Here is a 14,111-nt window from a genome sequence, read left to right as displayed (position 1 = left end):
TCCGGGGTATCGTCCGCTATTTGTTCAGTGGTTGAATTAAATGCCGCACCTGTGGCAGTGTCAAGGGGTGCGCCGACCCGACACTCCCGCCGCGGCGGTCCGGCAGGGCAGCCTGCGCGAGCTGAACCTCGCCGTGGTGCTGGGCCGGATCGCCGCCGCCGAGCGCCCGCCGTCCCGGGCCGAGCTGGCCGCTGAGACCGGGCTCACCCGGGCCACCGTCTCCGCCGTGGTGGAGGACCTGGTCAACGGGCGGTTGGTCGCCGAGGCGGAGCCGACACCGCGTACCGGCGCGGGCCGGCCGGCCCGCGGCCTGGTGCTCGCCGACGACGGCCCGGCCGGGCTCGGCCTCGAGGTCAACGTCGACTACCTGGCCGCCTGCGTGGTCGACCTCGGCGGCCGGGTGCGGCACCACACCGTGCGCCGGGCCGACCTGCGGCCGGTCTCCCCCGCCGAGACTCTCGCCCGGCTGGTCGAGCTGGCCGCCCGGGCCCGGGCCGACGCCGCCGACCAGGGACTCACCCTGGCCGGCGCGGCGCTCGCCGTGCCCGGCCTGGTGGACGACGCCGGGCTGGTCCGCCTCGCGCCGAACCTCGGCTGGCGGGACGTGCCGGTTCCCGCGCTGCTCGCCGGCCACCCGCCGCTCACCGAGCGGATCGAGGGCGTGCCGGCGCTGGTCGTCGACAACGAGGCCAACCTGGCCGCGCTCGGCGAGCTGCACGCCGGGCCGCCCGGGCCGGCCAGTTTCCTGCACATCTCCGGCGAGGTCGGCATCGGCGCCGGCATCGTGCTGGACGGCGACCTCTTCCGGGGCGCGCGCGGCTGGAGCGGCGAGATCGGTCACATCCCGGTCCGCCCCGAGGGCCGGCCGTGCCGGTGCGGCGGCCGCGGCTGCCTGGAGCGGTACGCCGGCCAGGAGGCCGTCCTCGCCGCGGCCGGACTGGCCGGGGCCGACCTGCCGGCGGACACCGCGGCAGCCCGGCTGGCGGAGCTGGCCGGGGCCGGCGAGCCGGCCGCCCTGCGCGCCCTGCACGAGGCCGGCACCGCCCTCGGCGTGGCGGTCGCGGCCGTGGTGAACCTGCTGGACCTGGACACGGTGGTGCTCGGTGGCGGATACGCCCCGCTGGCCCGCTGGCTGTGCCCGCCGGTGCTCGCCGAGATCTCCGGGCGGGTGCTGACCGCCGCCTGGTCGCCGGTCACCGTCCGCCCGGCGACGCTCGGCGCGGCCGCCGCGGCGGTCGGCGCGGCCGGCTCGGTGGTACGCCGGATCGTCGAGCGCCCCGGCGGCTGGCTGGCCCGGGCGAGCTGATCGCGCGACCCGCTGCCGGCGCCGTGGTCCTGGTACGGCCGGCCGGTTTCGACGGGCGCCGGCGGGCGGCGAGCTGTTCGGTGAGCGGCGGGGCCGGCGCGCCCGGGTCGGGGGCCGGCGGTCAGGCCGTCCGGGCCACCGACTGCTCGTCCGCCGGCCACTCCGGCGGCGCCCCGAGCGCCTGCTCGGCCGTGCCGGCCCCGGGCGGCCAGGGCCCGACCGGCTCGACGGAGCGGACCGAGGCGTCCCGCCGGCGGGCCGCCTCGTCGAACTCCCGCATCCCGGCCAGCAGCGCCTGCCGGCCGGCCGGCGTCATGTCCGCGAGGATCGCGGCGAGCTGCTGCCGGCGGTCGTCCCGCAGCTCGGCGAGGAGCCGGCGGGCCTCCGGGGTGAGGTGCAGCGAGATCTCCCGGCGGTCGAACCGGCCGGGCTCGCGCTCCAGCAGGCCGGCGGCGACCAGCCGGTCGCAGAGCCGGCTGGCCGAGGAGAGCAGCATGTCGAGGCCGGTGGCGAGCCGGCGCAGATTGATCCCGTCCTGCTGCTCGACCACCATCACGGCACGCAGCTGCGCCCCGGAGATCCGGCTCGTCGTCCGTTCGCGCGAAGCCTCCCACACGGTCAGCAGGGCACCGGCCGCCGCGTCCAGCTCGGCAGCCATACTCGTGTCGGGTCCCGGTGGACCGTGCAGTTCCGCCATGGTGGGCCCGAGACTACTCCGCCTCGGCTGGTCTTTGGGCTTGTGATAGGAGCGACGATGAGCGAACCGGTCAACCAGGCACGGCGCACCCTCGTCGAGTCGCCCGCCGACCTGCTGGTGGACCGGGTCGCCGCCGTGCTCGCCGGGTCGTACGGCGTCACCGGCACCGAGCTGCTCCAGGTCGACTACCGGCTCGCCACGCTGCTGCCGCTGCACGACGGGGAACCGGTCACCGGGCCGGGGCATCCGGCGTGGCGCTGCTTCGACCACCAGACGCCGGTCGTCGTCGACCAGGTCGGCTACCTGCCGGTGTCGATGCGCGGGGAACGGCGCGGGGTGCTGCGGGTCACCCCGGTGCCGGACGACCCGGCGGCGCTCGACGAGCTGACCGAGATCGCCACCGCGCTGGCCCACGAGCTGGCCGCCGTCTCGGCGGGCACGGACGTGTACCGGACCGCCCGGCGCAGCCGGCGGCTCACCCTCGCCGCCGAGATGCAGTGGGACATGCTGCCCGGCCGCAGCCGCACCCGCCCCGCGTTCAGCCTGGCCGGGCAGCTGGAGCCGGCGTACGCGGTGCGCGGCGACAGCTTCGACTGGTCCGACGACGGCGACCGGGTCTGGCTGGCGACCATCAACGGCTCCGGTGAGGGCGTCGACGCGGCGATGCTCACCACCCTCGCCACCCACGCGCTGCGCAACGCCCGGCGGGCCGGGCTGGGCCTGGCCGACCAGGCCGCACTGGCCGACCAGGCCATCTACGACCTGCACCGGGGCAACCAGTACCTGGCCGTCCTGCTGATGCAGCTGGACCTGCGGACCGGGGTGGTCACGGTGGTCGACGCCGGCTCGCCCCGGCTGGTGCTGGTCCGCGACGGCGAGGTGACCGAGCAGCCGCTGGAGGAGCAGTTCCCGCTCGGCATGTTCGAGGCGACCGACTACCGGGAGCAGTACCTGCAGCTGCGCCGCGGGGACCGGCTCTTCGTGGTCAGCGACGGGGTGATCGACGCGACCGGGCAGGACCTCCGGTACGGCGAGACCGCGCTGGACCGGTTCCTGCGCCGGACCGGCCCGATGGAGCCGCTGGACGCGGTCCGCTCGCTCATCGGCGACCTGCGGGCGTTCGTGGCCGGCGACCTGGTGGACGACGCCGTGGTGGTCTGCCTGGACTGGACCGGCCCGCAGCCGTGACCCGCCGCCGGGGCGTTCAGTATGCGCCGCGCCCGCGCAGCACCGCGCCGAAGGTCTTCCACAGGATCGTCAGGTCCGCCGCGAGCGACCAGTTCTCCACGTAGTAGAGGTCCAGCCGGATGCCGTCCTCCCAGCTCAGGTCGGACCGGCCGCTGACCTGCCAGAGCCCGGTCATGCCGGGCTTGACCAGCAGCCGCCGGGCCACGTCGCCGTCGTAGCGGGCCACCTCGGAGGGCAGCGGCGGGCGGGGGCCGACCAGGCTCATCTGCCCCAGCAGGACGTTGACCAGCTGCGGCAGCTCGTCCAGGGACCACTTGCGCAGCAGCCGGCCGATCCGGGTGACCCGGGGGTCGTCGCGGATTTTGAACATCAGCCCGTCGGTCTCGTTCCGGGCGGCCAGCTCGGCCCGCAGCGCGTCCGCGTTCACCACCATGGTGCGGAACTTGAACACGCCGAACTCCCGGCCGCCCAGGCCGACCCGGGTCTGCCGGAACAGCACCGGCCCCCGGCTGTCCAGCCGGATGGTCAGCGCGATGACCGCCAGCAGCGGCAGCAGCAGCGCCACGGCCAGCGAGGCGGCGGCCCGGTCGACGAAACCCTTGACCAGCTTCCGGGCGCCCCGGAACTCGGGCGCCTCGACGTGGATCAGCGGCAGCCCGGCCACCGGCCGGGTGTGGATGCGCGGGCCGGCCACGTCGGTCAGCGCCGGGGCGACCACCAGGTCGACGCCGGTGCCCTCCAGCTGCCACCCCAGTCGGCGCAGCCGGGTGGCGGTCAACTCGCCGGAGGCGGTGACCGCGACGGTGTCCGCGCCGATCGCGGTGGCCGCCTCCGGGATGCCCCGCAACGAGCCGACCACCGGCACGTCGCCCAGCCGCTGCGCGACCGGGGCCAGCAACGCGTCCGGGATGCAGGCGCCGACCACCTGGTAGCCGGCGTACGGCTCGCGGCGCAGCGTGTGCACCAGCTCCAGCACGTGCGCGGTGTCGCCGACCACCAGCACCTTGCGCGACCAACCGGCACCCCGGGACCGGGCGCGGTGCAGTCGCTTGCGGGCGGCGAACCGGGCCACCTCGAGCCCGAGCGTGCCCACCCCGAAGGAGATGGCGAGGAAGCCACGGGAGACGCCGACGTCGGCGATGTAGCCGGCGATCGCGATCCCGCCGGCCAACCGCAGGCTGGCCGCGCTGACCCGCCGGTACTCGTCCGCGCCGTAGCCGAGCACCCGGTCGTCGTAGCAGCCCAGCGCCTTGAGCGAGACCAGCCAGGCGAGCACCAGCCCGGGCGCCACCAGCACGTACGGGATCTTGGACCCGCTCGGGGTCTCCTCGCCGAACCGGGCGACGTAGCCGACCAGCACGGCGACGGTCAGGATGGTGGTGTCGAGCACCACCAGGACCCGGGCGTAGGCCCGCTCGTCGGCGCGGGCCACCAGGCCGGACGGCGGGCCGTCCGGTCGCGACGGCGTCCGGGCGGGGGTCAACAGCGTCGCCGAGGTCACCGGCCCTCCCACTTCGCTCGCCGACGGCCCCGGTCGCGGCCGGCCCGGATCGCGGGACCGGCGGTGCCGGGAGCACGACGACATCCTGCCCCGACAACTATGGTGGCCGATTGCTTCCGACGTATTGCCGTCACTTTTCCCGACCGGCCGCGGACGGAAAAGGGCCCGGCGTACCGGATCCAGCGGTACGACGGGCCCTTTTTCAGGCTGTCGGACGGGTCAGCCGGGCGCCTTGCGCAGCGCGATGGCCTTGAGGAAGATCTCGCCGATCTTGGTCGGGTCCTCGGTGACGAACGCGCCGCCGCCGGTGACCTTCGTGATGGATTCCAGCTCGGCCTTGCTGACGTCGTTGCCGATGCCGATGATCACGACCTGGATCGGGCGCTCCGGGTCCTTGACCTTGTCGAGCTCGGAGAGCAGCTTCTGCTGGGAGATGCCGTTGGCGTCCTCGTTCTTGCCGTCGGTGAAGAGCACGATCGAGTTCACCCGACCCGGCTCCCAGCGCTCCTGGACTTCCTTGTAAGCCGCGAGCATCGTGTCGTAGAGGCCGGTGTCGCCCTTCGAGGACCGGATGCCGCTGAGCGACTGCTCGAGCTGTCCCCGCGTGTTCGACAGCCGGCCGATGGGGACCAGTTGCCGGTAGTCGCGGGCACCGTCCAGGTTGGTGGAGAAGGTCCAGAGCCCGATCGACCAGGAGTCGTCGAAGAGGGTCAGACCGCGGCGCGCCGCCTCGACGGTGACCTGCTGCCGGGTGGCGTTGCCGGCGCTGGGCACCTCGGCCTTCATCGAGCCGGAGACGTCGATGACGGCCAGCATCCGACCGGACTGGGTGGCGATCGACCAGCTGGAGACGGCGTTGCCGATCGCGGCCGCGTCGAGCCCGCCGGCGGCGCTGCCGCCCGTGGCCGGGGGCGCCGACGCGCCACCGGCCGGGCTGGGCGCGCCCGCCGGAGCGGCGAAGCCCTGGCCCCAGTTGCCGTCCGGGCCGCGCAGCGACTGCGCCGCCAGCCGGTCGCGGAAGCCGGGCGTGGTGAGCACCTCGAAGAGCACCCGGGCCGCGGCGGCCTTGGCCGGCTCGATGCCGGGCAGCACCGCGTACGGGTAGTCCAGCGGCATCGGCGCCGGCTCCAGGTAGAGCGCGGCCAGCGGGACCGGCGGCTTCCTGCTGTTGTAGGCGATCACGTCCTCTTCGGAGAGCGGCGCGGCGCCGAGGCCGCTGGCGATCGCCGTCGGGTCCGCGGAGGTCGGGAACCGGGCGAGCAGGTCCTGGCGGAGTTTCGAGCGGCTGTTGGCCAGCGCGCGCAGCGCGCCGACGGTGTCCCGCTGCGCGTCCGGTCCCCCGGCGGCCGCGGCCGCGGCGGTCAGCGAGAGCAGCCCGGAGAGCCCGGCGGCGTCGGTCGTGGGCTCGACGATCCCGGTGTTCAGCGGCCGGTCACTCTTCAACTGGGCGAGCAGGTTGTTCCAGGACAGCTTCTTCTCCGGCCAGCCCAGTCGGGAGGCGATCGGCTCGGGCATCGCCACGACCACCGGGCTGCGCGCGATGGACGCGCCGTTGGCCGGGTCGAAGGCGGCCGCGCCGCCGTCCTGCAGTCGGGCCAGCCAGGTGGAGGAATCCGGGATCCAGACGTCCGGACTGACCGCGGTGCCGCTGGCCTGGCCGACGCCGGCCAGCACCGCGCCGTGCTTGGCGGCCACCGTGGCGGCCACCTCGACCGGGTCGGACGCCGACACCGTCACCGCGATGCAGGTGCCACCGACCGCCGCCCCGTCCGCGACCCACTTGTCGGCGGCGCCGCCGACGGCGGGGGCGAGCTCGGACGCCACCGCGACGGAGAGCTCGATCCTGCCCGAGCAGTCCGGCCCGGCGAGCTGCCGATAGCCGAACCAACCTCCCCCGGTGACGACGAGGACGCCGACCGCTGCTGCGGCGACGGCTCCGGTGAGGTTTGAACGCATGCGATGGCGGCCTGCTGACACGCAGACCATCTTGCGTATTTCAAGGGGGTACTGCCATAACCGTTCGGACGAAAGTTACGGAGGAGAAACAGTTGATCACCTTTTTGCGACTCTGAGTGATGGGTCAGCCTCAAGGCGTTGCCGCGTCAGGGTTTCCGGTGGCTCAGGGCAGGACGCAGGTGGGGCTCGGCACCGGCACCGGCTCGCCCACGGGGCTCGGCACGCCGGTGGTCGGATCGACCCGGAACACCCGGATCATGTCGGCCCGCTCGTCGGCCACGTAGAGGTGCGCACCGGCCAGCGCGAAGTGCCGCGGCCACTCCCCGCCGGTGTCCACCTCGGCGACCGGCTCCGGCACCTCGCCGGCGAGGGAGAAGACCGCGACCGTGCCCACCCCCCGGTTGGCGACGTACAGGAAGCGCCCGTCCGGCCCGACCGCGACCTCCGACGGCTGCACGTGCCCGGCCCGCTCGCTGGCCTCGGTCCGGGCCCGCTGGTGCAGCGCGCCGCCGATCAGCTCGTAGCTGGTGACCGAGGCGTCCAGCTCGCCCACCAGGTAGCAGCGCCGGCCGTCCGGATGCCGGGCCAGGTGCCGGGGGCCGGCCCCGGCGTGGGTACGCACCCGGGGCGCCCGGGGCACCAGCCGCCCGGTGGCGGCGTCCAGGTCGTACCGGTAGACCGAGTCGGTGCCCAGGTCGACCGCGAGCAGCGGCCCCCGCCCCGGATCCGGCGACACCATGTGGGCGTGCGCCCGGTCCTGGCGCTCCGGGTCCGGGCCGTGCCCCTGGTGCTGCACCAGGTCGGTGCGCTCGCCCGGCACCCCCTGCGGGTCCAGCGGCAGCACCGACACGCTGCCGTCGCCGTAGTTCGCCACGAACAGGTGCCGGCCGTCCGGGGCGACCGCCAGGTGGCAGGGCTCGGTGCCGCCGCTGAGCCGGCAGCCGAGCGAGCTCAGCCCGCCGTCGGGTTCCACCCGCCAGGCGCTGACCTCACCGGTGGGCAGCTCGTTGACGGCGTAGAGCACGGGCAGGGCCGGATGCCGGACCAGGAAGGACGGCGACGCGGTGACCGCGACCGTGCCCAGCGGGGTGAGCGCGCCGGAGTCCGGGTCCCGCCGGGCCGCCACGATGCCCGTGGCCCGGCCGCCGCTGTGCTCCGTGTAGCCGCCGATGTGGACGATCGTGTCCTGACCTGTCACCGGATCCACCCTCCGCCCGCTCCTGCGTCGATCCAACCAGAGGCTTCCCGGAATGCCGGACCCTTAGCCCTGATTCGACCCGCCCGGTTCCGGCCCGGGCCGGGCGGTCCGGTCGGCCCGCCGGGTCAGGCCGCGGGCACCGGCTCGCCGCGCTGCCGGGCCACGTGCTCGACCAGCGCGATCAGCACGAGCTTGGCGGACTGCCGGTCCCGGGCGTCGCAGAGCACCAGCGGCACCTCGGGGTCCAGGTCGAGGGCCTGGCGTACGGTCTCCAGGCTGAACCGGCGGGAGCCGTCGAAGCAGTTCACCCCGACCACGAACGGGATCCCGCGCTGCTCGAAGTAGTCGATCGACGGGAAGCAGTCGGCCAGCCGCCGGGTGTCGGCGAGCACCACCGCGCCGAGCGCGCCGAAGGCCAGCTCGTCCCAGAGAAACCAGAAGCGGTCCTGGCCCGGCGTGCCGAAGAGGTAGACCTGGAGGTCCTCGTTGATGGTGATCCGGCCGAAGTCCATCGCCACGGTGGTGGTCGACTTGGTCTCCACCCCCGAGATGTCGTCGGTGCCGATCCCGGCGCCGGTCAGCACCTCCTCGGTCTGCAGCGGCCGTACCTCGCTCAGCGCGCTGACCAGCGTCGTCTTGCCGGCTCCGAAGCCCCCGGCGATGAGGATCTTCAGGGCGAGCGGGATCCGGGCCCGCTCACCGTCATAGCGCACGGAGTCCACTGACCACCGCCTTGAGGATGTCGTCGTCGGGCAGGTACGTGGTGGTGCGCGGCGGCTGGTGCACGGCGACCATTCCCCGGGCCAGGAGATCGCCGAGCAGCACCCGGACCACGCCGACCGCGAGGTCGAGGTCGGCCGCCAGCTCCGCCACCGGCACCGGCCGGCCGGCCAGCTCGACCAGGCGGCGGTGCTCCGGTTGCAGTTCCGGATGGGCGTCGACGTCGGCACCGGGCTCGGCCAGCACGTACGCGACCAGGTCGAAGCCGTCGGCGGCGGAGCGGACCCGCCCGCCGGTGAGGGTGTAGGGGCGTACGACGGGGCCGGCGTCGTCGTCCAGCCACTCGTGCTGCGGCCCGGGCGACTCAGTCCGCATCAGCCGCACCCGCCGCCGACCGGGCCGGGGCGGTCAGGTTCTCGCCCACCCGGGTCACCAGCATCGCCATCTCGTACGCCACCAGGCCGATGTCGGCGTCCGCCTCGCTGACCACGGCCAGGCAGGCGCCCTGCCCGGCCGCGGTGACGAGCAGGTACGCGGACTCCATCTCCACCACGGTCTGCCGGACCGGCCCGCCCGCCACGTGCCGGCTCGCCCCCCGGGCCAGGCTGGACAGGCCGGAGGCCAGCGCGCACAGGTGCTCGGCGTCCGCCCGGTCCAGGCCGGCGGAAGAGCCGAGCAGCAGCCCGTCCGCCGACAGCACCACCGCCTCGCGGGCGGGCGGCACCCGGTCCACCAACTCGTCGAGCAACCAGTCGAGATCGGCACTCTGCCTCGTCGGCTGCAGCATCAGGCGTCCCTCTCAGTCGCGGTCAGGGGTTCGGTGGCCGCCGACCCGGCGGGCCGGGCGGCGTCACCGGCCGCAGCGCCGCCGGCCTCGGCCGCAGCGCCGCCGGCCTCGGCGGCAGCACCGGCGGGCCCGGCGACGTCAGCCGGCGCGGCCGAGGCGCCGACCGGCTCGGCCGCACCACCGGCCGGCCCGGCGGGCGGCGCGGCGGGCGGCGCGGCGTCGCCGGCCGGCCGGGCGGGCTCGGCGAGGTCGGCCGGACCGGCCGCAGCACCGGCGGGCTCGGCCGCACCGCCGGTCGATCCGGCGGAGGGTGCGGTCGTACCGCGGCCCGGGTCGCCGCCCTCGGTCGCCGCCCGGCGGCCCCGGGCGGTGCCGGCCTGCAACGCCGACATGAACCGGCGCGCTTCCTCCGGAGTCCGGGACCTCGGCGTCTCGATCACCGGCTGCCGCAGGGTCGGACCGTCCAGGGCCGGCTGCCGCGGAACCGGAGCGTCCACCGCCGGGTGGTCCCCGGACGCCGTCGGCGGGGACGGCGCCGCAGCCGCCGGGCCGGTGGGCGACGCACCCGCCGGTGGCCGGGCAGCGCCCCCCGCCCGCACCGCCGGGCGGGCCGGCCGGCGACGTACCCGCCGGGGCAGCCCGTCGATCTCCCCCGCCGGCGCGGCCGGAGCCGGGCCGGCGAGCGGTCCGGCGGGGTCGGCCGGATCGGCCGGCGCGCCGCCGGGCGCGACCGCCGGCGGACGGGGTCGGGTCGTCCGGGCGGTACGCGGACGGGGCAGGCCGGCCAACCGGTTGGCCCGGTCCATCCGGCGTCGCCCCGGCGTCGCCCCGACCGGCGCCGGCTCCGCGTCGGCCGGCCCCGGCAGCGGGGACGGCTCGGCGGTGACCAGGTCGGCGGGGAGGAGCACCACGGCGGTCAGCCCGGCGGGGTCGGCCGGGCGCAACCGCACCCGGACCCCGTGCCGGGCGGCGAGCCGGGCCACCACGAACAGGCCGAGCCGGGCCGTCTCGCTGGGCTCGAACTCGGGCGAGCGGGCCAGCCGCCGGTTCGCCTCCTCGATCGCCGCGGCCGACATGCCCAGTCCCCGGTCGGTGATCTCGATGGCGTAGCCGTTGGCCACGTGCTCCCCGGCGACCTCGACCCGGGTGTCCGGCGAGGAGAAGGCGGTGGCGTTCTCGATCAGCTCGGCAAGCAGGTGGATCACGTCGCCGACCGCCCGCCCCAGGGCGCCGGCGGACTGCACGGTGGTGATGTCGACCCGGTCGTACGACTCGACCTCGGAGATCGCGCCGCGGATCAGGTCGACCATGGCGACCGGGTTGCGCCAGCCCCGGCCGGGCGCCGCGCCGGCCAGGATGACCAGGTCCTCGGCGTGCCGGCGCAGCCGGGTGGCAAGGTGGTCGACCCGGAACAGCTCGGCCAGCTCGTCCGGGTCCTCGGTGTGCCGTTCCATCCGGTCGAGCAGGGCGAGCTGCCGGTGCACCAGCCCCTGGCTGCGCCGGGCGATGTTGAGGAAGACCTCGTTGAGCCCGCGGCGCAGGGTGACCTCGTCCACCGCGGCCCGCACCGCCGTCCGCTGCACCTCGGTGAAGGCCCGCCCGACCTGGCCGATCTCGTCCGCGCCGTACTCCAGCGGGGGCGCCTCCCGGGCCACGTCGACCTGCTCGCCCCGGCGCAGCCGGGCCACCACGTCCGGCAGCCGGTGTTCGGCCATCTCCAGGGCGGCCGTGCGTACGCCGGTGAGCCGTTGCGCGAGGGACCGGCCGACCCGCAGCGCCACCACGATCGCGACCACGACGGCGGTCAGGCCGAGCAGGCCGGCGGCGGCGAGCCGGACCAGGACCCGCACCGCCAGCGGCACCGACCGCTCGGCCAGGCCGTCGGCCTGGGCCAGCTCGAAGTCCCGCAGCGCCTGCTGGACGGCCTCGTAGCTGGCCTGCCACGCCGGCCCGTCGACCGGTGGCCGGTCGGACCGGTCCGCCGCCACCAGGGTGTCCTGCATGGCGCGCAGCCGGCCGAACGCCTCCTGCTCGGTGAGCCGCTGGTAGCCGGCGCGGTCGGCGTCGGGCAGGTCGGCCACCGCGGTCTCGGCCAGGAACCGCTGGTTGCCGATGGTCTGCACCAGCTGGGTGTGCTCCCCCTCGGCGAACCGGCCGGCGGCCAGCGCCCCGGCCAGCAGCGCGTCGGCCTGGCCGAGCAGCTCCCGGGCGCGACCGAGCGCGGTGACGGCCAGCGCCTGCCGGTTGAGCTCCTGGTCGGGCAGGGTCGCCATGGCGGCGAAGGTCTGGAAGGCCGACGAGATCATCCCGCTGTAGAGGTTGAGCGCGCCGACCCGGTCCACCTCCCGCCGGTCGATGAACCCGCGCCCGACCGGCACCGCGTCCAGGGCGGTGACCAACTGGTCCAGTCGGGTGTCCAGGTGGTCGCCGGCGGCGTCGCGCAGGTCGTCGCCGGCGATCCGGCGGCGCAGCTCGGCCAGCGCCCGGTCGGTGCGCGCCCGCTGCTCGGCCAGCGCCGGCAGCGGCGTGGGCCCGGCGAGCTGGACCACCGAGAGCCGGCGCTCCCGCTGCAACTCGGCCACCACCGCCTCGCCCGGGCGGCCCAGGTCGTAGAGGAGGGTGCGGGCGGCCAGCAGGTCGAGGGCGGGCCCGAAGGTGAGCGTGGTGGCGAAGATCCAGAGCGCCAGCAGGGCGGTGACCGGAACGACGACCAGCGCGGTCAGCTTGGACCGGATCGGCCAGTCGCGGGTGTTCAATCAGACCTCGCCCGGAAAGATGGCAGCAGCGGCAACCACGCCGACCGGGTGGCTCCCGACCGGCCGGAGCCCGGCCGCGGCGCCGGCAGGGCGCCCTCGGCAGGATACGTAATCTGCGCCCGATGCACTACCGTCCGTCGCGCCCTCCACCGTGGACCCGGACGGACGACGAGCGCCCCGCCGGTCGGCCGGCGGGGCGCTCGTGAGCTGGCAGGGATCAGGCGTTGCCGGAGAGGCCGAGCCCTTCGGCGACCCGCCGGCCGTAGTCCTCGTCGCACTGGCTGAAGTGCCAGACCATCTTCTCCTGGATGTGCTTGTCGCACTGCGCCAGGTTGGTGACCAGGTTGAGGATCAGGTCGTCCCGCTCCCAGTCGGCCATCTCGCGGTAGCGGCGACCGGCCTGGGCGTAGTTGTTCTGCCGCTCGATCGGGGCCTTCATGATCGGGCCGGAGACGAACGGGCGGTACTCCCGGTAGGACTCGTCGGCCTCCCGGAGGCCGGCGACCGAGGACGGCTCGAAGTTGATGTGCGGGTTGGCGCCCCGGTTGTCCACCCCGTACGACATCTGGCCACCGCCCTGGTTGGTGCTGACCGGCACGTCCTCGCGCGGCCGGTTGACCGGCAGCTGGAGGTAGTTCGGGCCGACCCGGTAGCGCTGGGTGTCCGAGTAGGAGAAGGTCCGCCCGACCAGCATCTTGTCGTCGGAGAAGTCGATCCCGTCGACCAGCACGCCGGTGCCGAAGGCGATCTGCTCGTTCTCGTTGTGGTGGTCGGTGATGTTGCGGTTGAGCGTCATCATGCCGACCGGCAGGTAGGGGAAGTCCTCCTCGGGCCAGATCTTGGTGTCGTCGAGCGGGTCGAAGTCCAGCTCCGGGTGCTCGTCGTCACTCATGATCTGCACGTTGAGCTCCCACTGCGGGTACTCGCCGCGCTCGATCGCCTCGTAGAGGTCCTTGGAGGCGTGGCCCAGGTCGGTGGCCTGGATGGCGTTCGCCTCGTCCTGGGTGAGGTTGTGCTCGCCCTGCTGGGAGAGCCAGTGGAACTTGACCAGCACGCCCTCGCCCTCGGCGTTGACGAAGCGGTAGGTGTTCACCCCGGAGCCGCGCATCGTCCGGTAGTTCCGGGGGATGCCGTACGGGGAGAAGAGCCAGGTCAGCATGTGCATCGACTCGGGCGTGTTGGACATGAAGTCGAAGATCCGGTTCGGCTCCTGGCGGAAGGTGACCGGGTCCGGCTTCAGCGCGTGGATCACGTCCGGGAACTTGATCGCGTCCCGGATGAAGAAGACCTGGAGGTTGTTGCCCACCATGTCCCAGTTGCCGTCCTCGGTGCGGAACTTCACCGCGAACCCGCGCGGGTCGCGGGCCGCCTCCGAGGAGTCCCGACCGCCGATGACGGTGGAGAACCGGATGGTGACCGGGGTCTTCTTGCCCCTGGTCTGGAAGAGCTTGGCCCGGGTGTACCTGGCAGCCGGCTCGTCGCCGATGGTCCCGTACGCCTCGAACTCGCCGTGCGCGACGAAGCCGCGGGCGTGCACGACCCGCTCCGGGACGCGCTCCCGGTCGAAGTGGCTGATCTTCTCCAGGAAGTGGTAGTTCTCCAGCGTCGCCGGGCCGCGCGAACCGACCGTGCGCTGCTGCTGGTTGTTGTGCACGGGGTGACCCTGCCGGGTGGTGAGGGTCGGCTTGCTGGCCTGGGGGTCGCTCATCGCTCTCCTCCTGATCGTGTTGCGGCATGCCTCGCGGGGCGTTACGGCTGGCAGTCGGGCAGCGGCCCCGGTACGTCACCTCGGTGGACGCCACCGCGAAGGCGGCGGCCCGGGGTCGACCGGCATCACCCACCCAATCGCGTTTTCTGGAATGAGTCAAGTTTTGGCTCGCGGTGACTCTGTGTGACGCGTCATGCCGGCAGTTCGGGGACCGTTCGCCGGATCGGTCAGGAAAGTGCCGCGCAACGGGATTGGCGATCAGCGAGCCGAGGGAATACCACCGGGCGAAGGAGG

11 protein-coding genes are annotated in these 14,111 nt (G+C 74.6%); 2 read left to right on the top strand and 9 right to left on the bottom strand.

From position 1 onward, the window contains the following. The first annotated feature begins 40 nt into the window (after positions 1-40). Complete coding sequence (locus AC1WTP_RS15490) at positions 41-1,306, top strand: ROK family protein (RefSeq protein ID WP_481649953.1); 1,266 nt, start codon at positions 41-43, stop codon at positions 1,304-1,306. Positions 1,307-1,427: 121 nt separating this feature from the next. Here AC1WTP_RS15490 and AC1WTP_RS15485 read toward each other — a convergent pair whose 3' ends face one another. After that, on the bottom strand, positions 1,428-1,964 hold the full coding sequence (locus AC1WTP_RS15485) for a MarR family winged helix-turn-helix transcriptional regulator (protein WP_481649952.1): 537 nt from the start codon (positions 1,962-1,964) through the stop codon (positions 1,428-1,430). Between the two features lie 96 nt (positions 1,965-2,060). Between AC1WTP_RS15485 and AC1WTP_RS15480 the strand changes: the two genes are divergently transcribed. After that, positions 2,061-3,191, top strand: a complete 1,131-nt coding sequence (locus tag AC1WTP_RS15480; protein WP_481649951.1) for a PP2C family protein-serine/threonine phosphatase — start codon at positions 2,061-2,063, stop codon at positions 3,189-3,191. A gap of 16 nt (positions 3,192-3,207) precedes the next feature. On the opposite strand, the gene AC1WTP_RS15475 is transcribed toward AC1WTP_RS15480, so the two are convergent. The 8 genes from AC1WTP_RS15475 to AC1WTP_RS15440 form a co-directional block, all read right to left on the bottom strand. Next, positions 3,208-4,692 (bottom strand): sugar transferase, encoded by a 1,485-nt coding sequence (locus AC1WTP_RS15475; RefSeq protein ID WP_481649950.1) that lies wholly within the window; start codon positions 4,690-4,692, stop codon positions 3,208-3,210. A gap of 219 nt (positions 4,693-4,911) precedes the next feature. Further along, complete coding sequence (locus AC1WTP_RS15470; protein ID WP_481649949.1) at positions 4,912-6,669, bottom strand: VWA domain-containing protein; 1,758 nt, start codon at positions 6,667-6,669, stop codon at positions 4,912-4,914. Positions 6,670-6,811: 142 nt separating this feature from the next. Beyond that, complete coding sequence (locus tag AC1WTP_RS15465; RefSeq protein ID WP_481649948.1) at positions 6,812-7,846, bottom strand: lactonase family protein; 1,035 nt, start codon at positions 7,844-7,846, stop codon at positions 6,812-6,814. 125 nt (positions 7,847-7,971) lie between these two features. Further along, positions 7,972-8,568 carry a GTP-binding protein gene (locus AC1WTP_RS15460; RefSeq protein WP_447137867.1) on the bottom strand — a complete coding sequence of 199 codons (597 nt, stop codon included), beginning with the start codon at positions 8,566-8,568 and terminating at the stop codon, positions 7,972-7,974. After that, positions 8,549-8,941, bottom strand: a complete 393-nt coding sequence (locus AC1WTP_RS15455) for a DUF742 domain-containing protein (protein WP_481649947.1) — start codon at positions 8,939-8,941, stop codon at positions 8,549-8,551. Before AC1WTP_RS15455 ends, AC1WTP_RS15460 begins: the two co-directional genes overlap by 20 nt. Beyond that, the gene (locus AC1WTP_RS15450) at positions 8,931-9,356 is read right to left on the bottom strand and encodes a roadblock/LC7 domain-containing protein (protein WP_481650044.1); all 426 of its coding nucleotides are present in this window, start codon (positions 9,354-9,356) and stop codon (positions 8,931-8,933) included. The genes AC1WTP_RS15455 and AC1WTP_RS15450 overlap by 11 nt, the downstream gene beginning before the upstream one ends. Beyond that, entirely contained in the window at positions 9,353-12,109 is a 2,757-nt protein-coding gene (locus AC1WTP_RS15445; RefSeq protein ID WP_481649946.1) for a sensor histidine kinase, read from the bottom strand. Before AC1WTP_RS15445 ends, AC1WTP_RS15450 begins: the two co-directional genes overlap by 4 nt. 217 nt (positions 12,110-12,326) lie before the next feature. Continuing rightward, positions 12,327-13,817: a catalase gene (locus AC1WTP_RS15440; protein ID WP_481649945.1), complete on the bottom strand. Its 1,491-nt coding sequence runs from the start codon at positions 13,815-13,817 to the stop codon at positions 12,327-12,329. Between the last annotated feature and the right edge of the window lie 294 nt (positions 13,818-14,111).

It is taken from the genome of Micromonospora sp. R311 (genome assembly GCF_056780015.1).
The sequence above is the reverse complement of the archived record's forward strand: the minus strand, read 5'-3'. Positions and strand labels throughout refer to the sequence as shown.

What these genes read in the sequence shown, in the direction of transcription:
- AC1WTP_RS15490 (WP_481649953.1), top strand. Translation starts at nt 41, where the DNA reads ATGCCGCACCTGTGGCAGTGTCAAGGGGTGCGCCGACCCGACACTCCC.
- AC1WTP_RS15485 (WP_481649952.1), bottom strand. Translation starts at nt 1,964, where the DNA reads ATGGCTGCCGAGCTGGACGCGGCGGCCGGTGCCCTGCTGACCGTGTGG.
- AC1WTP_RS15480 (WP_481649951.1), top strand. Translation starts at nt 2,061, where the DNA reads ATGAGCGAACCGGTCAACCAGGCACGGCGCACCCTCGTCGAGTCGCCC.
- AC1WTP_RS15455 (WP_481649947.1), bottom strand. Translation starts at nt 8,941, where the DNA reads ATGCGGACTGAGTCGCCCGGGCCGCAGCACGAGTGGCTGGACGACGAC.
- AC1WTP_RS15440 (WP_481649945.1), bottom strand. Translation starts at nt 13,817, where the DNA reads ATGAGCGACCCCCAGGCCAGCAAGCCGACCCTCACCACCCGGCAGGGT.